This window comes from Streptomyces sp. NPDC025721 (genome assembly GCF_055558595.1).
In genome coordinates this window covers 329181-347264 of sequence record NZ_JBVHMF010000001.1, presented here as the reverse complement: position 1 = coordinate 347264, position 18084 = coordinate 329181, and the positions used below count along the sequence as shown (strand labels likewise).

Here is an 18084-nt window from a genome sequence, read left to right as displayed (position 1 = left end):
CCGGGCCGTCCGCCCGGTCGACCGGCTCGGCGCCCGGCCGGAGCGCCCCCGGCTGTCCGGGCGCGATGCGGTACGGATTCCGCGAACCCCTCTTCCGCGTCGTCGGCGTGACGGAAGGTCAGCCGGTGGCGGTCACCGGCGCCATCTTGTCGGCGATCCCCGGATTCTTCGCGAGCCACTTCTTGACGCCCGCCGCCGTGTTGTCCTGGCCGGCGGACTGGATGTCGGCCTCCAGGGAGCTGAGCTGCTCCTCGGTGAGGTGGAAGTCCTTCATCCAGGCGGTGACCTGCGGCAGCTTGTCCGCCCGGCCCTTGTTGGCCAGATTGTGGATGGAGTCGGCCTTGCCCCACAGGCCCTTGGGGTCGGCGAGCTTGGTCAGCTCGTACGTGCTGTAGGCCCAGTGCGGGGACCACAGGACGACGGCGACCGGCTTGTGCTGCGCGTAGTCCCGCTTCAGCTCGGCGAGCATGGCGGAGGTGGAGCTGCTGACGACCTTGTACTCGCTGTCGAGGCCGTAGCCCTTGAGCACCGTGGAGTTGAGCAGCTTCATCTCGCCCGCGCCCGGCTCGATGCCGATGATCCTGCCGCCGAACTCCTTGCCCCGGCCCTTGAGATCGGCCATGGACGAGACGCCCTTGACGTAGGACGGGACGGAGACCTCCAGGGACGTCTGGTCGTACCACTTGCCGAGGTCGGCGTAGTCCTTGCCGTACTGCTGGAGGTAGGACGCGTGCGTGGTGGGCAGCCAGGCGTCGGTGAGGTAGTCGAAGTTGCCGGTGGACAGGCCGGTGAAGGCGGCGCCGGGGTCGTAGGTGTTGACCTGGGCCTTGTAGCCGCGCGAGTCCAGGACTTCCTTCCACAGGTTGGCCGACGCGATGGACTCGTCCCAGTTGAAGGAGCCGATCTTGACCGTCCGGCCCTTGCCGACGTCCGCCGAACCGGCCGTCGCGGGGCCGTCGTCGGAGTCGCCGCCGAAGATGCCGGTGCCGCAGGCGATCAGGGCGAGCGCGACGACGGCCGACAGGCCGACGGCGGGGCGCGGGCGGTAGCGCAGCACGCTCAGGCCGCGCGTCGGGAGCTTCGCGCGGGCCAGCGCGAGGGCGCGGCGGCCCAGCGGCGAGACCTGGTCGCCGAGCGCGCCGGTGATCCGGTCGAGGTAGATGGCCAGGATGACCACCGCGATGCCGCCCTCGAAGCCGAGGCCGATGTTGACCTGGCTGATCGCGCCGAAGACGGTCGAGCCGAGCCCTTCGGCGCCGACCATGCCGCCGATGACGACCATCGACAGCGTCAGCATGATGACCTGGTTGACGCCCGCCATGATGGTCGGCAGCGCCAGCGGCAACTGCACGCGCATCAGCGTGCGGCCCGGCGACGTACCGAACGCGTCGGCGGCCTCGACCAGTTCCTCGTCCACCTGCCGGATGCCCAGCTCGGTCATCCGGACGCCGACCGGCATCGCGAAGACGATGCAGGCGATGACGGCCGGGACCGTGCCGAGGCTGAAGAAGATGATCGCCGGGATCAGGTACACGAAGGCGGGCAGCGTCTGCATGACGTCGAGCACCGGCCGGACGACCATGCTCGCGGTCCGGCTGCGCGCCGCCCAGATGCCCAGCGGCACCGCGAGCAGCAGGGCCACGACACCGGAGACGACGACCAGGGACAGCGACTGCATCGCCTCGTCCCACTGGGCGATGGAGTCGATCAACGCGAAGCCGAGGAAGGCGAGTACGCCCGCCGGGAGGCCGCGCATCCACAGCGCGATCACCGCGAGGATGGCTGCCATGAGCAGCGGCGGCGGGCCGCCGAGCACCCATTCCACGCCGTCGTACATGTGGTTGACGACGCTGCTGATCGCGTCGAAGAGCCAGGAGAGGTGGTCCGTCAGCCAATTGACGGCGTCCTCCGCCCAGTTACCGAGGTGGATCCTAGGCACTGGCGGCCTCCTTCCCTTCGAAGGTCCCGGATTCGACGGAGCCGGATTCGGCCCCGGCTTCTACGGTCCCGGCTTCGGGCGCGGTCTCGTCCTCGTGGTCGCCGAGCGCCGCGAGCAGCGCGACGCGCGGGATCACTCCGGTGAGCCGCCCGTCGTCGTCCACGACGGCCAGCGGCAGCTTCGTCCGCGAGGCGGGCGTGAGCAGGCCGGACAGCGGGGTGTCGGCCTGGGTCGTCACGCAGTCGGTGTCCATGAGGTCGCGCACGGTGCCATCGTTGTCAGCCTGCGTGCAGCTGACCTCGGTGACCGTGCCGACCAGCTTGCGACCGCCCTCGGCCCCGCCCTCGACGACGAAGGCGGCGGACGCGTGGTCGTCGCGCAGGACGCTCATCGCGGCGCGCGGCCCGTCGTCCGGGCTGACCATCACGCGCGGTTCCTCCATGATCGAGGCGGCGGTGAGCACACGGGAGCGGTCGACGTCCTGCACGAAGCTGGCCACGTAGTCGTCGGCCGGTTCGGTGAGGATGTCCTGCGCGGTGCCGATCTGGACGATCCGGCCGTCGCGCATGACGGCGATACGGTCGCCGAGCCGCATGGCCTCGTTCAGGTCGTGGGTGATGAAGACGATGGTCTTGCGCAGCCGCTGCTGGAGTTCGAGGAGCTGGTCCTGCATGTCGCGGCGGATCAGCGGGTCCAGCGCGGAGAACGACTCGTCCATCAGCAGCAGTTCGGCGTCGGTGGCCAGCGCGCGGGCCAGGCCGACGCGCTGCTGCATACCGCCGGACAGCTCGTCGGGCCAGGACTTCTCCCAGCCGCTGAGGCCGGTCATCGCCAGCGCCTCGGCGGCCTTGGCCTCGCGCTCCTCGCGCGGGCGGCCCTGGACTTCGAGGCCGTAGGCGGCGTTCTCCAGCACGCTGCGGTGCGGGAAGAGCGCGAAGTGCTGGAAGACCATGCTGATCCTGCGGGAGCGCAGGTCGCGCAGGGCCTTCGCGGACAGGGCCGTGAGGTCCCGCCCGTCGAACAGCACCCTGCCCGAGGTGGGCTCCAGCAGACCGTTCAGCATGCGCAGCAGGGTGGACTTGCCCGATCCCGACAGGCCCATCACGACGAATATCTCGCCGGGTTCCACGGTGAAGGAGGCGTCGACGACCGCAGCGGTCGTCCCTTCCTCCCTCAGTTTCTCGCGGTCGGCGCCTTCCTGAAGCCGACGTACTCCTTCCTTCGGCCTTCTGCCGAAGATCTTGCTTACGTGCTCGACGACGAGCTGTGTCACGGTGGCCTTTCGGGGCAGGGGACAGAGCGGAGCCGAACCTTCCGACTCCGCGTCGCCGCCTACCCGAGGTCACACGCAGCGCAAACAAGACGGCTTAAATCGGTCCTCTATGCCCGATTTGATGTCGCTTTGCGGGGCAGCTCATTGTGACCGGATCGTGTCCAAGAACGCAGGGGGCTCGTCAGCCCCGCCTGACACTCAGGCCCCGTGCGGCGCACTGGCGGCGTCCGTCTCCGTCATCGTGTCCGTCTCGGCCGCCGCGCCTGTCCCGGCCGCCGCGTCCGGCTCCGCGTCCGGCTTCAGGGTGCCCGCCGCGACGCTCGCGATGACACAGAAGGCGACCGGCAGGGCGAAGGTGGCGTTCAGCGGCATGAAGTGGGTGAGCGGGCCGATGACGGCCGGGCCCGCGAGCATGCCGAGGTAGCCGAGGCCCGCCACGCGGGAGACGTTGGCGCCCGCCGCGTCCTTGTCCGCGTGGCCAGCGGCGCTGAAGAGCTGCGGGATGCAGCCGGACAGGCCGATACCGAAGACCGTCCAGCCGATGAGGGCCAGCGGGACGCTGTTGGACAGCGCGGCCGTGGCGAGACCGACGGCGCCGAGGGCGGAGCCGTACCGCAGGACCGCGACCGTGCCGACGCGGGCGGCGACCGAGTCGGTCAGGAAGCGGCCGACGGTCATCGCGGTGGCGAACGCGCCGTACGCGAGGGCGGCGGTGGCCTGCGGGGCGTCGAGGACGTCGCGCAGGTGGAGCACGCTCCAGTCGTTGGCGACGCCTTCGCTGAGCATGAGCATCAGGGCGAGGGCGGCGAGGATCCAGATACGGGAAGGGGTCTTGCGCGCGGACTTGGCCGCCGTCTTGGGCGTATCCGTGGCCGTATCCGTATCCGTACCCGCGCCCGTCGCCGCGCCCGTGGCCGTATCCGTGGCCGCGCTCGCGTCCGCCCGCTCGGCCACTTCCTTGGGGAGCAGCGCCGGGGCGGCCAGGGCCATGACGGCGAGGCCGACCAGGGCCGCGGCGCCGAGGGTGACCGCCGGGCTCCAGCCGAGCTTCAAGGTGAGCGCGCCGAGCAGGGAGGCGATGACGCCGCCGACCGAGAAGACGGCGTGGAAGGCGGACATGATGGGCCGGGCGTATCCGTGCTCGACCTGGACGGCGTGGGTGTTCATGCTGACGTCGAGGGAGCCGTTGCCGAAGCCGAAGACGAACAGGGCGGCGGCCAGCGCCCACGGGTTGGTGGCCAGGCCCGGCAGGACGACGGCCGCGGCGCACAGCGTGGCGCTCGCGGGTACGACCTTGCGGGAGCCGATCCGGTCGGTGAGGGGCCCGGCGAGCTGCATGCCGATGAAGGCGCCCCCGCCGAGCAGCAGAAGGAGCCAGCCGAGCACGGCGTGGCTGATGCCCACGCGGTGTTCGATGGCGGGAATGTGCACGATCCACATGCCCAGGACGAAGCCGTTGAGAGCGAAGAAGGCGAAGGTGGCCAGCCGTCCGGCCCGCAGGGATCTCTCCATGGTTCGAACGTAACGAACAGATTCTCTGTTTGTAAAGTTGCAATCCGAACATCTCGGGTGTTCGATTGCGTCATGGCGAGTACGGCGGGCGGTACTGAGGGAACGGGCGGCGCGGTGCACGCCGGGGCGGCGGAACGGCTGCGGCGGATCGCGGAGGCCGTGCGCGAGGCGGGGCGGATGAGCGTCGCTGATCTGGCGGAACTCACCGACACCTCCGAGATGACGATCCGCCGCGATCTGGAGGCGCTGGCCGAGCAGGGCGTCATCGAGCGCTACCGGGGCGGCGCCCGGAGCCTGCTGCTGCGCGGCGAGGAGCCGCCGTTCGCGCTGCGCGCGCAGGACGGGAGCGACGCGAAGCGGCGGATCGCCGCCGCCGTCGCGCAGATGCTCACCGACGGCGAGTCCGTCGTGCTCGACAGCGGCACCACATGTCTTGAGGTCGCGCGCGCCCTGGAACACCGGCGCCTGACCGTCATGCCGCTGTCCCTCCACGCGGCCAACGCCCTCACCGGCGCCGCCCACGTCAAGCTGCTGCTGCCGGGAGGCGAGCCCCGCCCCGGCGAACTCGCCCTCACCGGACCGCTCACCGAGGCGTCGCTCGCCTCCCTGCGCTTCGACACCGCCGTCATCGGCTGCTGCGGCCTCACCGCGGCCGACGGCCTCACCGCCTACGACCTCGCCGACGCCGCCGTCAAGCGCGCCGCGATCTCCGCCGCCCGCAGGGTCATCGCCGTCGCCGACGCGGCCAAGTTCTCCCGTACGGCGCTGGCGTTCGTCGCCGCGCCGACCGCCCTCGACGCCGTCGTCACGGACGGCGCGGCCCCCGCCGAGGAGACCGAAGCCCTCGCGGCGGCCGGAGTCACGGTCCACACCGTCTGAGACGTGTCCCTCGGGGGCCCTTCCCGCCTCCCGCGAACGGCGCGCGGGCAGGGGGCGCGCCGGGGTGAAACCTTGCGACGGGGGGATCACCCGAACCCGTGAAGGGTGGGGAAAACGCCTGGCGGCGGCGTTGTGGCGGCGGGCTGAGGTGATCGCGGGGGCGCGCGCCCCTTCCCGCCTCGGCCGGCAGGTTTGCACCACTCGCGGCGCGAAGTCGCCCCCCGCGCGCCGTACCGGGACGGCGCCCCGGGCTGTTTCGCTGGTTCCCGTGCGGTGGGCCGTCCGGTCCCGGGGCCGTTCGGTCCCGCGGGCCGTCCGGTCCGCAACTGGCCTGTGCGCACAGCTCTGTTCCCCGTCCCGGAGGCAAAGTGCCCGCTTCGGAAAGCACCATCAGCTCCACGACCGACGAGCCGCCGCCCGCCGCGCCCGGCGACGGCGCGCGGCTCACCAGCCTCAGCACCCTGGGGGCGCGGCAACTCGCCACCACCACCAAGTCAGAACCGCAGATGCGCGGGATCAGCTCGCGCTGGCTGCTCAGGATGCTGCCCTGGGTGGACGTCCCGAGCGGCACCTACCGCGTCAACCGCCGGCTCCAACTCCACGTCGGCCAGGGCAGGGTGAGCTTCGACCAGAACGGCGCCGACGACGTCCGGGTGATCCCGGAGACGCTGACCGAACTCCCGGCGCTGCGCGGCTACCAGGACACCGACGTGCTGCGGGAACTGGCCGGCCGCTACGAGGTCCGCCAAGTGCGCGCCGGAGAAGCGCTGTTCACGGCAGGGCAGCCGATCACCGACACCTACCTCGTCGTCCACGGACGGCTGACCCGGTACACCGAGGGCAAGTACGGGGAGGAGGCGGTCACCGGAGTCGTCACCGACGGGGGCCAGTTGGGGGACGAGGCCATCGGCCAGGACGAGCCGCGGTGGACGTCCTCGGCGCGGGCCGACACCGCGGCCGTCCTGCTCACCGTCCCCTGGACCGTCGTCGCCGAAGTCGCCGACCGCGTCCCCTCCTTCGCCGCGCACCTGGCCGCGTACGCCGAGCGGCAGCGGCGGCCGACGAACCGGCGCGGCGAGGCGGACGTCCCGACGCAGGCGGGGCACCGCGGCGAGCCGTCGATCCCCAGCGGCTACGTGGACTACGAACTGGCCCCGCGCGAGTACGAGTTGTCGCTGACCCAGACCACGCTGCGCGTGCACAGCAGGGTCGGGGACCTCTACAACGACCCGATGGACCAGACCCAGCAGCAGCTCAAGCTGACCATCGAGGAGATCCGCGAGCGCCAGGAGTGGGAGCTGGTCAACAACCGTGACTTCGGGCTGCTGCACAACACCGAGTACGACCAGCGGATCAGCACCTTCAGCGGGCCGCCGACACCGGACGACCTGGACGAACTGCTGTCCATGCGGCGCGGCACCCGCTTCCTCATCGCCCACCCGAAGGCGATCACCGCCTTCTTCCGGCAGGTGAGCAAGCGCGGTCTGATGCCGGGCCTCGCCGACGTCAACGGGCACGCGGTGCCCGCCTGGCGCGGTGTGCCGCTGCTGCCCTGCGGCAAGATCCCGGTCACCGCGCACCACACCAGCAGCATCATCGCGCTGCGTACCGGGGAGGACGACCAGGGCGTGGTCGGCCTGCTCCCGACCGCGCTGCCGGATCAGCTCCAACCGGGCCTGAACATGCGCCGCATGGGGGTGAGCACGACGGCGGTCATCAGCTATCTGGTCACCGCCTACTACTCGATGGCGATCCTCGTGCCCGACGCGGTCGGCATCCTGGAGAACGTCCAGCTCGGCAGGACCGTCGAGTGACCGGGCCGAGCGTGGACCACGCGACGGGCGCGCCCCCGGACACGGACGTGTCGCGGGCGGCGGCCACCACGGTGGCCGCCGTCACCCCCACCGTCCCCCGGCAACTGCCCGGTCCGCAGAATCTCACCCGGACGCTCAAGGCCCGGCGCACCGGGGCCGTTCCCGGTCTCAGGTACCAGCCCGCGCCGCCCGTGGACCAGGCGAAGGTCGACGAGGTGGACCGGCGGCTCGAGGAGTGGGCGCGCGGCCTCGACCTGTTCCCGCCCGCGTGGAACGGGGACTTCGCGGGATTCCAGTTCGGCCGGGCCGTGGTGCTCCAGCATCCGGGCGCCGCCGACCTCGAACGGCTCACCGTCGCGGGCGAGTTGCTGCTCGCCGAGAACCTGGTGGACTCCTGCTACTGCGAGGAGGAGGAAGGAAGAGGCGGTTCCCACCAGGGCCTCGGCGGGCCGCTGCTCATGGCCCAGTCGGCGATCGACCCGCACCACGGCACGCCCGAGTCCGAGGCCCAGTGGCGGCTCGGCATGCAGGCGGACGGGCCCCTGCGCTCGTACCACTGGGCGATGAGGGACTACGCGGAGTTCGCCACCCCGAGCCAGACCACCCGCTTCATGCACGACATCGCCCGGCTGCACCTGGGCTATCTCGCCGAAGCGGCCTGGGCGGAGAAGCGTTTCGTCCCGCAGGTGTGGGAATACCTGGTGATGCGGCAGTTCAACAACTTCCGCCCCTGCCTGTCGATCATCGACGCGGTCGACGGGTACGAGCTGCCCGAGGCCGTCTACGCGCGGCCGGAGATCCAGCGGATCACGGCGCTGGCCTGCAACGCGACGACCATCGTCAACGACCTCTACTCCTTCACCAAGGAGCTGGAGGGCGACCCGACGCACCTCAATCTGCCGCAGGTCGTGGCCGCCAACGAGGGATGCGGCCTCAAGGCGGCGTATCTGGAGAGCGTCGAGATCCACAACCGGATCATGGGTTCCTTCGAGGAGGAGGCCGCCGCCGCGTCGGCGACGTCACCGCTGGTCGCGCGGTACGCACGCGGGCTGTCGGACTGGGTGGCCGGCAACCACGAATGGCACGCGACCAACACCCACCGATACCGCCTGCCCAACTACTGGTAGGCGCAGGCTGCTTCACCCGCTCCACGGCACGATGACCGATCCCAGTACCAAGAGGAGTCAGCGTTGACCATTTCGCACCCCGGCGTCGCCAAGGCACCGGTTCCGGCCCAGTCCACGTACCAGACCCGCGTCGCGGACTACTGGAACGCCGAACAGAATCCGGTCAACCTCGAACTCGGCAGGATCGACGACCTGTACCACCACCACTACGGTGTCGGCGACGTGGACTGGTCCGTACTCGACGAGACGGACCCCGCCAGGCGCCGGGACCTGATCACCACGGAACTGCACCGGCTCGAACACGCCCAGGCCGAACTCCTCGCCAAGCACCTGGGCCCGCTGAGCCCCGAGGACCGGGTCTTCGACGCCGGCTGCGGGCGCGGCGGCGGCAGCGTCACCGCGAATCTGCGCTACCAGTGCCACGCCGACGGCGTCACGCTCTCCACCAAGCAGGCCGACTTCGCCAATGAGCAGGCGCGGGCGCGCGGTATCGACGGCAAGGTCCGCTACCACCACCGCAACATGCTCGACACCGGCTTCCAGACCGGCGGTTACGCCGCGTCGTGGAACAACGAGTCGACGATGTACGTGGAGTTGGACCTGCTCTTCGCCGAGCACGCCCGGCTGCTGCGCCGCGGCGGTCGCTACGTCGTCATCACCGGTTGCTACAACGACACGTACGGGCGCGCGTCCCGCGAGGTGTCCCTGATCAACGCCCACTACATCTGCGACATCCACCCGCGCTCGGCGTACTTCCAGGCGATGGCCAAGCACCGGCTGGTGCCCACCCACGTCGAGGACCTGACGGCCGCGACCATCCCGTACTGGGAACTGCGCAAATCCGCCGACCACTTGGTCACCGGAGTCGAGGACGCCTTCCTGACCGCGTACAAGAACGGCAGCTTCCAGTACCTGATGATCGTCGCCGACCGCGTCTGACCTTCGGCGCGCGAGACCTCCGGGGGGACCCCGGCTCGGACCAACACGAGCCGGGGTTCCGGGGTCAGTGGCGGCGCGGCGGAAGGGGGGGCGGACAGGCCCGTACCGAACAGGCGGTGGTCGACCTCGTCCAGGGCCAGGCGCAGGGCGCCCAGGGCCACGCCCTCGTCGGCGAGCGTGGAGGCCCGGATCTCGGGGAGACGCAGGCACAGGCGGCGCAGTTCGCGTTCGCTCCACGAGCGGGGGGTGCTGCGGCGCGTGCACGTCGGGGCGCTGCCGCTCGCCACGATCGAGTCGCCGCACGTGGACACGGTGTTCCTGGCCGTACACGGCGTCCAGACCGGCCGGTTCACCGCCGCGAGCGAGCCGGAGGCCGACATCGGGCGGGCCCTGATCGCCGCCGCACGGCGAACCGTCGTGCTCCCCGACTGATCCTGGCCGGCGACCCATCCGCGGCCGGAGCGGCTCCGAATACGGGGCAGGAGAGCGTCTCCGTGTGGTCGTCGTACGGGAAGGACCGGGCCTGCCGCTTACCTCCACTGAGCTGTGGAGGTGTCGTTTCCGGACCGCGGGATCTGCTGAATTTCTGCGCATTCAGCCCGCGTCCGGAATTTGTCGTGCCCGAATACCGGGACGCTCCCGATGAGCTTTGTGGTGCGTGAGTGAATTACTCGCGAGTAAAAGGATCACCGTAATGATCATCACCACTCTCGCCGCGCTGACCAGCATGTTTGATCGCAGCGGGCATATTCGGGATTCACTCCGTGTCCGAGATTGAACGGAAAGTGAGAGGGCTTGTCAGTTTCGTTCAAGTGTGCTGATATTCGGGCTGGATTCCTTTCGCTCCGAGGCGCTGCGGAGTCGGCTTCCTCAGGGGGGAGGCCGATTTCGCGGAAGCGGGCACCAGCCCGTGACGCCCCGGTCCCGGTCGTCCGGGCGGCGGTCGTCACCGCCGCGCGGGCGCCGTTCCCCTTCCAACCCGTGAGCGGTCCATGTCGCAGAACTTCTTCGAGCCCCGCACACCGGTACGGCGGCCACGGCCGCCGGGACCGGCGCTCGGCCTGCCGCCCGGCCTGGTGCCGGGGCTCGAACCCGCGGCCCGGGAGGGGAAGGCCGCGGGACCGTCCGGGGGCGGGGGGCCGTCGGGGCCTGGTGAACCTCCCAGACCCGGCGGCCCCGACGAGCCGTCCTGGCTCCGGATCTACTGGAACACCCTGCGGTCCTTCGTCCGGCGCCACCTCGGACTGAGGCCGAAGGCGCCGGCCGCGCCCGGCGAACAGGCCGCCCGGCGGCACCGGGGCCGGGCGCTCGCGGTCACCGTGCTCGTCCTGGCGGTGGTGTCCGCGGCGGCCGTGGTCGTTCTGCGCGACCGCGGCGGCTCCGGGACCGGGTCCAGGACCGAGGGCTCCGACCGGCCGACGGCGGCCGTCGATCCGAAGGCGTCCGCGTCCGGGTCGTCGTCCGCGTCGTCTTCCGCGTCGGTCTCCCCGTCCACGCCGCCGCCGATCCGCGACGCCGTCGCGGCCTGGGTGGCCGGGCACATCGGCCCCACCCACGTCGTCGCCTGCGATGTCGCCGTCTGCGCCGCGCTCGTGTCGCACGGCTTCCCCGCGGGCTCCACGCTCACCGTCACCTCCTCTCCGCAGCAGCTGCTCGGCGCCGATGTCGCCGTCGTCACCGGCCCGTTGCGCGCGATGGCGGGGGACGCGCTACGGGATCTGACCGGCCCGCAGCCGCTCGCCGTGTTCGGCGGGGGTGAGGGTGACGGGGCCGGGGTGGGGACCGGGTCGGGGGACGGGTCGGGTGACGGGCCCGGCAGCGGCAGCGGGACGGACGCGGCAGCCGACGCGCAGCGCGCCGAGGTGCTGCCGATCGCCCACGCCGGGCGTACGGCGTACGAGCGCGTGGCCGCCGCGGACCGCGCGGAGCGCCGCTTCTCGGGGGCGGCGCTCGCCGCCAACCAGCGGATCACCTTCCAGGGCGGCACGCGCGCGCTTCTGACGAGTGGTCATGTCGACCTGCGCGTCTGCGCGTTGCTCGCCGTCCTCAGCAGCGGTCACACCCTCACCGTCGCGTCCTTCGACGCGCCCGCGCCCGGCGCCGGTGCCGACGTCCCGCGCGGCGGCGTGGCGATCTCGCGCGTGGACGGCGCCCCGGCCACGGGGAGCGGACCGCAGGCCGCCGCGCTGCGCGCCCTCGTCGACGCCCAGCAGCCGCCCTACCGGCCGATGCGGACCGCGGCGCGTACCGGCGGCGCCGGAACCCCCGCCGTCCTGACCGTGCTGTACGACCAACCCGCGCCCGACGGCCTCGTCAGCGCCAACTCGCCGTCGTGAACGCCGCATCGCCCCCGCCCGGCCCGCCCTCCGGGCCCGGCCCGAACCCGGACCTCGACCGTGGACGCCGAAGCCGACCCCGTACCGGCCCCCGGCCCGACCGTGAACGCCGAGCCGACCGGCCCACCCCGTTGGGCGGCCCGACGCCGAGCCGACCCGACACAGGCCCCGCCCCCGAACCCCGAGCCGACCCGCACACCCGCCCGTCAGACGGCCCGGCCCCGCCCCGCACCGACACACGCCCAGACCGCGCCCCCGCCCCCGACTCCGACCCGCTCCTGAACGCCGGACCAATCGGCGCATCCGCCCGTCAGAAGGACTTCGCATGAGGCTTTTCCCGCGGGCGACCGCGCGCACCGGATCGTCGTCCAGACCGTCGTCCAGATCCTCGTCGCGGGCCGCCGCGCTCGGCGCCGCCGCCGTTCTCACGCTCAGCGCCGCGGTGCTGGCGGGCCCGGCCGCGGCCGGTGCGTCGGCGGCTCCCGCCTGGTCCGGCGGCTGGCTGCGGCTGGCGCACTTCTCGCCCGGTACGCCGCCGGTGGACGTCTACCTCTACCCCTTCGGCGGGTCGAAGGCCGCGATGGTGCTCAAGAGCGTGTCGTACGGGCACGCTTCGCCGTACGAGTCGGTCGCCAGCGGCCAGTACACGGTCGCGATGCGGAAGGCGGGCGACCCGGCGTCGGTGTCGCCCGTCATCTCCTCGACCGTACGGGTCGTGCAGGGCCGCGCGTACACCGTCGCCGGGCTCGGCCCGAACTCGGCGCTGCAACTGCGCACGCTCTCCGACCAGTTGTCGGCCCCGCAGGGCCAGGCGGCGGTACGGGTCATCCAGGCGTCGCTGAGCCAGCCCGCCGTCGCGGTCCACGTGGCCGCGCTGAACCAGGGTTCGCTGCGCTTCCCCGCGTCGACCCCGTACCGCACGGTGTCCGCGGGCAGCACGACCGTACGGGTCTCGGCCGGGGCCGCGACGACCTCCCGCACCGTCCAACTGACCGGCCGCAGCACCCACACGCTGGTCGTCCTGTCCTCCACCGGCTCCGCGCCCGGCCTGCTCGACCTCACCGACTCCGCGGGGCCGAGCCGTCAGCCCCACGGCGGCGTGGACGCGGGCTTCGGCGGTCTCGACCAGCGGAAGGCGGCGGCCGAGGGCTCCCGTACGCCCCAACTGGTCGGCTGGGGAGCCGCCTTGGTCATCGGCTCCGGCCTGCTGGTGCTGTCGGTACGCCGACTGCGGCGCGGCTGAGCGGCGTCATGGCGCCGCGACACGCACGGCCCCGGCCGCGTCATCGGGGAGCGGCCGGGGCGCTCGCCGTCCTCGGAGCGGTGACGGTCACGGGCGGCGCCGTCGGCCTCGCCGCGAATCTGGGGACGCGGCCGGGCTCCGGCCACGCGCGCGCCGCCGTCGGGGCGGTCGCCCCGGAGCCGGGCCGGGTCGTCAGCCGGCCCGTGGCCCCGACGGAGGCGACCGACGCCCGGCCCCGCGCGCTCGCCATCCCGGCCATCGACGTCGACACCCCGCTCGAACCGCTCGGCCTGACCCCTTCCGGCGCCCTGGACACCCCCTCGCGGCCGAGCCGGGCGGGCTGGTTCGACGCGGGTCCGGTCCCCGGTGCCCCCGGCCCCGCCGTGCTCGTCGGCCACGTCGACTCCCCCGACGGCCCCGCCGTCTTCTCCCGTCTCTCACTCCTGCGGGTCAACGACGTCATCCGCGTCACCCTCGACGACAACCGGACCGTCCGCTTCCAGGTGACGTCCGTCCGGAGCTACGCCAAGGACGCGTTCCCCACCGAGGCCGTCTACGCCCCGCGCCCCGACCCCCAACTCCGCCTGATCACCTGCGGCGGCCGTTTCACCGGCCACACCTACCTCGACAACATCGTCGTCTTCGCCCGCCTCCTGCCCTGAGGCCGCCCGCCTCGTCCCCCGCGACACAGCGCGCCGTGAGGATTCCGAATGCGTTTCGCGGGAGCGGTCTGACATTCCCGCAACGCCGTTCCGGATAGCCGTACTTCGCGGAAAACGGAATGCCGCACCTTACTTGCAGCGTGAATCAAGTTGAATCCGGAATTCCGCGCCGGAGGGCCGTTTCCCGGATCTGATTCAAGCCGCATACCGCCGAGAACGCGCCAAGCCTCGGTACGGGATTCGAGGTCGGCCGGATCCGCGCCTATCGTCGGCCGGGTTGCCGCGGACCACCCGGCACCGGCACGGGGGAGCACACATGCGTGGGATCAGAAGACCGCCCATCGGCGCAGCGCAGCACGTGAGACGGTACGGGCCCGCAGCGGCGACCGCCTGACGCGTCGCCGTCCGCACCGGCGCCCGGCCGCCCGCGCCGGGCGTCCACGTACCCCGTACCGCCCGAAATCCGGCCCGCGGCCGGACATCGCGCGGTGCGGAATTCCCGCTTCCCATTCGCCTGCCGACCACCGCCGTCGCCGCCCGCTGACGCCGGTGGATTCAGGCATGGGCGGACCGTTCCGACCCGCCCGCGACAGGCAATTCCCGAAGCGCAATTTCATGGTTGCCAGTGCAACTGAATGTGTGCCAGGGTTCTGCCTCGTCCGATCAAGCCCACGAGAAAGCGGAGTTCATTCATGAACAAGAAAACCGGAATTAAGGTCGCCGTCGCCGCTGTCGCCCTCAGCTTCGCCGCCGCCACGCCGGCCCTGGCCACCTCGGTCGACGTCGGCGGCGGCAAGTGGAGCTACGACCACGGCGCCAACACCGCGTGGTCGAACTACAAGCACCCGACGAACAAGCACGCGTCGTCGGTGAAGATCGGCACCGTCGTGTTCGGCAGCGGCTGCACGGCCAAGGGCGTATGGTCCCTGGCCTCCGCGGGGCTGAACGGCAACTCGGTCAGCTACTACTACAACCCGTCCTGCTGACCCTCCGTCAGCGAGGGGGCCGGTCATGGCTGACCGGCCGGGCGGTACCGGTCGGGCGGTAGCCGCCGGGTGGTAACGGCCGGGTGATCCGGCGCGGTTGTGGAGGCGGGGACGTCACCGCCTCCACGGCCGCTCGCCCCTCCCGCGCCCGCGCCCGCCGTGAGCCGTAGCCGTAGCCGTAGCCGTAAGCCGTAAGCCGTGAACAGCCGGTACACCGTACGTCGCCGTCACGCCGTCACGCCCGTCTGAATTCCCGAGCGCCCTCAACCGAGGAATCACCATGCTGCATCGCGGTATTCGAGTCGTCCACGCCGCCCTTCTGGCCTTCTCCGCCGTCCTGGCCTTCCTCTTCGTGCGCGGACTCGACGAGGACGGGGTGCTGGGCAACTCCGCCATGGTCGACGTGCTCGACTCCGACGGATCGACGAGCGCGCCCCACGTCGTCCAGGCCGTCGAGTCGTTCGCGGCGCGGCACGGGGTCGGGGTCGCGCGCGAGGTGCCCGACCTCAAGAACCCCGACACGGTCCGCCACCTGTACCTCGCGCCCGGCGGCACCGGTACGCGGACCGCGAAGTGGCTGGACCACGGCTACCCGGCGTTCAGCGAGAACTTCACCACCCGCGTGCACCCGCTCGCCGACGTCGGCCAACTCGACCCGCGCGGCACGTACTACGTCTTCGGGCCGGCGGGCGCCGCCGACGCCCTGCGGCTGGAGTTCACACACCTCGGCATGACGGTCGAGGTCAGCCACCCGCTGTCCGTACGGGGGTTGATCGACCGGTACAAGAACGACTCGCTCTTCCGTTCCTTCTACGTCGTCGCCCTCGCGGCGCTGACGATGACCGGCGCGAGCGTGCTGCTCAACGCGCGGGCGTACGGCGTACTGCGCATGCAGGGCATGTCCTTCACCGGCATCCTGCTGCGCGACCTGCGGCGGCTCGCCGTCTTCTGGCCGCTGTCGGCCGCCGTCGTCGCGGCCGCGGTCCTCACCTTCCTCGGCCTCTACAACGGCCTCGCGTGGCTCGGCCTGTTCGCCGCGGTGGCCGCGGTCCTCGCCGTCCTGCTGGCCGCCGTCGTCCTGGCCGCGCACGCGGCGGCGCTCGCGCTGACGTTCAAGGTCGGCGTCCTGCCCGCGCTCAAGGGCGAACTCCCGTCCCGAGCCGCGTCCTTGAGCGTCTACCTGGTCCGTATCCCGGCGCTGCTGCTCGCGCTCAGCATCGCCACCAACGCCACGCTCGCGAGCCGCGACGTTCTCACCCGTGAGGACAACCGGGACGCGTACCACGCGGTGGGCGACGCCGTGTCGATCCGGCTCAGCGGCGCATTCGCCATGCACATGGACCAGTTGGACCAGCACGTCGGGCCGTGGCTGCGCAGAGCCGACGCGCGGGGCGAGGTGATCGTGGCCGGGCGGCGGGACCTCCAGATGTCCGCGCCCGGTGAGCACCTGCCCTCCGGCGAGATCCTCGTCGTCAACGACACCTATCTGGCACGGCAGCCGATGGTCGACCCGGCGGGGCGGCGCTACGCGTCGCAGGCCGGGAGCGCGACGGCCGCGGACGCCCGCGCGGTACGGCTGCTGATCCCCGACACGCTCGCGTCGGACACCCCCGCGATCACCAAGGCCGCCGAGGCGATCATCGATCCCGACCTCACCGGGCGCGTCCCCATGAAGGTCTCGGCGACCCGCGGCGGCCAGCGCGTCTTCGGCTACAACACCGGTGAGTACTCCTACCGTTCGGGCCACGACGCGGCCGAGGACCGATCCATGGTGCGCGACCCGGTCGTCATCGTCGTCCCCAACGGATCGCGCTTCCTCACCGACGACGCCTACACCGCCATCGCGACACAGGCCGGAGTCGTCTTCCCCGACCCCGCCGACGTGACCGCGGGCATCCGCGCGGAACACCTCCAGGACTACGTGAACTCCATGAGTCCGGTGGGCGAGAAGACCGCCCTCGACCTCAGGAAGGCGCTCACCGAACTCCGGGTCCAGATCTTCAACCTGGTCATCGCCGCGATGGTGCTCCTCATCGCCGCGGTCGGCGTCTGCCTCATCTACGCCCGCAAGAACGCGCAGAGCATCTTCGCCCAGCACGTCAGCGGCTGGCGGTACGTCGCCTCGCACCGCTTCCTCCTGGCCGTCGAGGTGGCCATCGCGGTGATCTTCGCGACCCGGGTGCCGTTCCAGACGTGGCAACAGCGCCAGCACCTGCGGCAGTTGGCCGCCGCCGGTGAGCCCGCGACCTTCGAGCCGACCCGGCTGACCGCGCTCGACCTCGGTGTCATCAGCGGTCTGGTCGTCTTCGAACTGGCCGCTGTGCTGCTCGCCCTCGCCTACTTCCACCGCCGCATCGTGAAGGAGGGCGCGACCGGGACCTGAGCCGGCCGCGCCCACGGAATTCCTCCACCGAGCAGGAGTGTGCCTGTCATGACGAAGCTGATCGAGATCGAGAGTCTTTCGAAGTCCTATGGTTCCCGCACGTTGTGGGACAACGTCAACCTCACCGTGGAGCGCGGCGAGATGCTGGCTCTCGTCGGTCCCAGCGGATCGGGAAAGTCGACCCTCCTCAACTGCCTCGGTCTGCTCGACCGCCCGACGTCCGGTGCCATCCGGTACGAGGGGAAGGACATCACGCGGTTCGGCCGCCGCGACATCCGGCAATTCCGCCGCGACACCCTCGGATATCTCTTCCAGCACTACGCGCTCATCGAGAGCGAGACCGTCGAGCAGAATCTCGAAGTCGCGGCCAGGCCGAGGCCGTTGCTGCGCGGCAAGGCAGGGCCCGCGATCGCCGAGGCCCTGGAGCGGGTCGGCCTCGCGGGGCGCGGCAAGGAGACGGTCCATCACCTCAGCGGCGGTGAGCAGCAGCGGGTCGCGCTGGCGCGCGTGCTCGTCCAGCGCTCGGCGCTGGTGCTGGCGGACGAGCCGACGGGCGCGCTCGACGACGCCAACTCGGCTGTGGTGGTGGACATTCTGCGGGAGCTGAGCCGGTCGGGGTGCGCGGTGGTGATCGCCACGCACGACGCGGGCGTGCGGGACCGCTGCGACAACGTGTTCGCGGTGGGGAGGGGCGCGGGGGCCGCACCGGGGGCGGGGGCGGTACCGGCGGCGGGGGCCGCAACAGGGGCAGGGGCCGCACCGGCATCCCCCCGGCAGGCCGTACCCGCGCCCGCATCGACCGCCGCATCGGCCGCCGCGCCGAACAACGTACCGAACAACGCGCCGAACACGGCGCCGAACAACGTTCCGGCCACCGTACCGACGGCCATTTCGAGCGGTGCGCGCGCGGAGAAATGACGTTCCGAAAGTCCGCCGCGCGCGCCGGAGTAGGATGCGTGTCACCGCCATCAGTGGGTGTCGATCACGCTTC

Annotated in this window: 14 protein-coding genes; 11 read left to right on the top strand and 3 right to left on the bottom strand. The window is 71.6% G+C overall.

Annotated elements, in window-relative coordinates:
* Nucleotides 1-118: 118 nt before the first annotated feature.
* From ACZ4EF_RS01520 to ACZ4EF_RS01510, 3 genes are all read right to left on the bottom strand, one after another.
* A complete protein-coding gene (locus ACZ4EF_RS01520) occupies nucleotides 119-1939 on the bottom strand; it encodes an ABC transporter permease/substrate binding protein (protein WP_355336351.1) in 1821 nt (606 codons plus the stop codon).
* Complete coding sequence (locus tag ACZ4EF_RS01515; RefSeq protein WP_467502189.1) at nucleotides 1932-3212, bottom strand: quaternary amine ABC transporter ATP-binding protein; 1281 nt, start codon at nucleotides 3210-3212, stop codon at nucleotides 1932-1934. The genes ACZ4EF_RS01520 and ACZ4EF_RS01515 overlap by 8 nt, the downstream gene beginning before the upstream one ends.
* A 198-nt stretch (nucleotides 3213-3410) precedes the next feature.
* Nucleotides 3411-4724: an MFS transporter gene (locus ACZ4EF_RS01510; protein ID WP_467502188.1), complete on the bottom strand. Its 1314-nt coding sequence runs from the start codon at nucleotides 4722-4724 to the stop codon at nucleotides 3411-3413.
* A gap of 72 nt (nucleotides 4725-4796) precedes the next feature.
* Here ACZ4EF_RS01510 and ACZ4EF_RS01505 point away from each other — a divergent pair, with 72 nt between their 5' ends.
* The 11 genes from ACZ4EF_RS01505 to ACZ4EF_RS01455 all read left to right on the top strand — a co-directional run bounded on the left by ACZ4EF_RS01505 (nucleotide 4797) and on the right by ACZ4EF_RS01455 (nucleotide 18011).
* Nucleotides 4797-5603 (top strand): DeoR/GlpR family DNA-binding transcription regulator, encoded by an 807-nt coding sequence (locus ACZ4EF_RS01505; RefSeq protein ID WP_467502186.1) that lies wholly within the window; start codon nucleotides 4797-4799, stop codon nucleotides 5601-5603.
* 368 nt (nucleotides 5604-5971) lie between these two features.
* The gene (locus tag ACZ4EF_RS01500; protein ID WP_467502184.1) at nucleotides 5972-7417 is read left to right on the top strand and encodes a family 2B encapsulin nanocompartment shell protein; all 1446 of its coding nucleotides are present in this window, start codon (nucleotides 5972-5974) and stop codon (nucleotides 7415-7417) included.
* A gap of 71 nt (nucleotides 7418-7488) precedes the next feature.
* On the top strand, nucleotides 7489-8544 hold the full coding sequence (locus tag ACZ4EF_RS01495; protein ID WP_355336438.1) for a family 2 encapsulin nanocompartment cargo protein terpene cyclase: 1056 nt from the start codon (nucleotides 7489-7491) through the stop codon (nucleotides 8542-8544).
* 63 nt (nucleotides 8545-8607) lie between these two features.
* A complete protein-coding gene (locus ACZ4EF_RS01490; protein WP_355336343.1) occupies nucleotides 8608-9483 on the top strand; it encodes a geranyl diphosphate 2-C-methyltransferase in 876 nt (291 codons plus the stop codon).
* Nucleotides 9484-9741: 258 nt separating this feature from the next.
* A complete protein-coding gene (locus ACZ4EF_RS01485) occupies nucleotides 9742-9915 on the top strand; it encodes a hypothetical protein (RefSeq protein ID WP_467502182.1) in 174 nt (57 codons plus the stop codon).
* Nucleotides 9916-10475: 560 nt separating this feature from the next.
* Nucleotides 10476-11819: a hypothetical protein gene (locus ACZ4EF_RS01480; protein ID WP_467502180.1), complete on the top strand. Its 1344-nt coding sequence runs from the start codon at nucleotides 10476-10478 to the stop codon at nucleotides 11817-11819.
* Nucleotides 11820-12144: 325 nt separating this feature from the next.
* Complete coding sequence (locus ACZ4EF_RS01475; protein WP_467502179.1) at nucleotides 12145-13062, top strand: DUF4397 domain-containing protein; 918 nt, start codon at nucleotides 12145-12147, stop codon at nucleotides 13060-13062.
* 80 nt (nucleotides 13063-13142) lie between these two features.
* On the top strand, nucleotides 13143-13724 hold the full coding sequence (locus ACZ4EF_RS01470) for a class F sortase (protein ID WP_467502177.1): 582 nt from the start codon (nucleotides 13143-13145) through the stop codon (nucleotides 13722-13724).
* A 692-nt stretch (nucleotides 13725-14416) separates the two neighbouring features.
* Entirely contained in the window at nucleotides 14417-14710 is a 294-nt protein-coding gene (locus ACZ4EF_RS01465) for a lactococcin 972 family bacteriocin (protein WP_355336333.1), read from the top strand.
* Nucleotides 14711-14990: 280 nt separating this feature from the next.
* The gene (locus tag ACZ4EF_RS01460) at nucleotides 14991-17093 is read left to right on the top strand and encodes a hypothetical protein (protein WP_467502175.1); all 2103 of its coding nucleotides are present in this window, start codon (nucleotides 14991-14993) and stop codon (nucleotides 17091-17093) included.
* Nucleotides 17094-17141: 48 nt separating this feature from the next.
* Nucleotides 17142-18011, top strand: coding sequence for an ABC transporter ATP-binding protein (locus tag ACZ4EF_RS01455; RefSeq protein WP_467502173.1), 870 nt, complete (start codon nucleotides 17142-17144; stop codon nucleotides 18009-18011).
* The last annotated feature ends 73 nt before the right edge of the window (nucleotides 18012-18084 follow it).

Excerpts from the sequence above, each read along its gene's own strand:
- ACZ4EF_RS01510 (WP_467502188.1), bottom strand. The coding sequence starts at position 4,724 with ATGGAGAGATCCCTGCGGGCCGGACGGCTGGCCACCTTCGCCTTCTTC.
- ACZ4EF_RS01460 (WP_467502175.1), top strand. The coding sequence starts at position 14,991 with ATGCTGCATCGCGGTATTCGAGTCGTCCACGCCGCCCTTCTGGCCTTC.
- ACZ4EF_RS01505 (WP_467502186.1), top strand. The coding sequence starts at position 4,797 with ATGGCGAGTACGGCGGGCGGTACTGAGGGAACGGGCGGCGCGGTGCAC.
- ACZ4EF_RS01455 (WP_467502173.1), top strand. The coding sequence starts at position 17,142 with ATGACGAAGCTGATCGAGATCGAGAGTCTTTCGAAGTCCTATGGTTCC.
- ACZ4EF_RS01465 (WP_355336333.1), top strand. The coding sequence starts at position 14,417 with ATGAACAAGAAAACCGGAATTAAGGTCGCCGTCGCCGCTGTCGCCCTC.
- ACZ4EF_RS01480 (WP_467502180.1), top strand. The coding sequence starts at position 10,476 with ATGTCGCAGAACTTCTTCGAGCCCCGCACACCGGTACGGCGGCCACGG.
- ACZ4EF_RS01475 (WP_467502179.1), top strand. The coding sequence starts at position 12,145 with ATGAGGCTTTTCCCGCGGGCGACCGCGCGCACCGGATCGTCGTCCAGA.